The 656-nt window shown below is 63.1% G+C and carries 1 protein-coding gene; it reads left to right on the top strand.

All coding sequences use genetic code 11. The annotated features are described in order from the left end of the window. Positions 1-656, top strand: a 656-nt coding sequence (locus KFS80_RS26765; RefSeq protein ID WP_246542040.1) for an Ig-like domain-containing protein, incomplete at both ends; no start/stop codon positions are given.

Here is a 656-nt window from a genome sequence, read left to right as displayed (position 1 = left end):
CACGGCCCGACCAGCAACATCACGGACGCGAGCAACCTGATCACCCTCGACAACAGCGGTGTGCAGAACGCCGTTGGCAACGCCGGCAATGGCACCACCAACTCCAACAATTACGCCATCGACACCCAGCGCCCGACCGCCACCGTGGTGCTCGCCGATTCAGCGCTGGGCGTCGGCCAGACCACCACCGTGACCATCACCTTCAGCGAGGCCGTCAGCGGCTTGACCCTGGCCGACCTGACCGTGGCCAACGGCACGCTCTCCGGGCTGAGCACCTCGGACAACATCACTTACACGGCGACGTTTACTCCATCGGCGGGCATCACCGACACCAGCAACATCATCACCCTGGACAACACCGGCATCACTGACATCGCGGGCAATTCCGGCAGCGGCACCACCGATTCGGCCAACTACGTGATCGACAGTCAGCGCCCGACCGCCACCATCGTCATCAGTGATACCGATCTGCGTCCCGGTGAAACCGCGCTCGTCACCATTACTTTCAGTGAGGCGGTCAGCGGATTCGACAACAGCGACCTGAGCGTTGCCAACGGTACGCTGAGCAATGTCTCGTCGAGCGACGGCGGCATCACCTGGACGGCCACCTTCACGCCGACCATCGGCGTCAGTGACGCCACCAACCTGATCGTGCT

The organism is Pseudomonas rustica (assembly GCF_018336155.1).
GTDB classification, from domain to species: domain Bacteria; phylum Pseudomonadota; class Gammaproteobacteria; order Pseudomonadales; family Pseudomonadaceae; genus Aquipseudomonas; species Aquipseudomonas rustica.
This window is presented reverse-complemented; position numbering and strand designations above follow the sequence as displayed.